At 70.5% G+C, this 495-nt stretch carries 1 pseudogene; it reads left to right on the top strand.

Annotation, left to right across the window (positions count from 1 at the left end):
* Positions 1-221: 221 nt before the first annotated feature.
* A pseudogene (locus HG543_RS54080) lies at positions 222-495 on the top strand (SPOR domain-containing protein); the annotation flags it as partial.

The following is a 495-nucleotide window of genomic DNA, read 5'->3' as shown; positions in this document are numbered from 1 at the left end:
CGTCCCACCCGCCGAGTCGCCCGCTCCGCTGGCGCCCCCGCCACTCTCCGTGTCCACCGCCTTCGCTCCGCCCGTCACCGGCTGAAACCCCGGCCGGGCGCGTCCTTCCGTGAATTTGACCCGCCTCGGGGGGGGGCGTACCTTGCCCTCCATGCCGACGCTACAGGCCGCAACACGGACTCGTGTTGCCCGCTGCGTCCGCGCCCGAGGATTGCCAAGCCATGCGTGACGCCCACCGGATGAAGGAGAAGTTCGACGTCTCCCTGGACAACCGGCAGATCGTCAGCCTGCTGATCGCCGGCATCGTCGTCATGGGCGCCGTCTTCGTGCTGGGCGTCGTCGTGGGCAAGAAGCTGGCGGGCAACGCCCAGACGGCCACCGCGCCGGACCTGCTCTCCGCGCTCGACGCCAACGCCGAGGCGCTGCAGAACGTGCAGCAGAAGGACGCGCAGCTCACCTTCCAGGACGAGCTGACCCGCAAGGCCGCCTCCGAGC

Source organism: Pyxidicoccus fallax (genome assembly GCF_012933655.1).
In the GTDB taxonomy this organism is placed as follows: Bacteria; Myxococcota; Myxococcia; order Myxococcales; family Myxococcaceae; genus Myxococcus; species Myxococcus fallax.
This window is presented reverse-complemented; position numbering and strand designations above follow the sequence as displayed.